The 233-nt window shown below is 70.4% G+C and carries 1 protein-coding gene; it reads left to right on the forward strand.

Annotation, left to right across the window (positions count from 1 at the left end):
* Nucleotides 1–233, forward strand: a 233-nt coding sequence (locus tag AX681_RS12525) for a cold-shock protein (protein WP_269450350.1), incomplete at both ends; no start/stop codon positions are given.

Here is a 233-nt window from a genome sequence, read left to right on the forward strand (position 1 = left end):
GGCGGCGGCTTCGGCGGCGGTGGCGGTGGCGGTGGCCGCGGCATGCCTCCCCAGGTCGTTGGCGAAGGCACCGGCGTCGTAAAATTCTTCAACGCGCAGAAGGGCTTCGGCTTCGTGGTCCGCGATGACGGCGGCGAAGACGTGTTCGTGCACATCAGCGCGGTCGAGCAGGCCGGTCTGACCGGTCTGGCCGAGGGCCAGCCGCTCGGCTTCACGCTGGTCGATCGTGGCGG

The organism is Sphingomonas sp. CCH9-E2 (assembly GCF_001557215.1).
Classification (GTDB): domain Bacteria; phylum Pseudomonadota; class Alphaproteobacteria; order Sphingomonadales; family Sphingomonadaceae; genus Sphingomonas.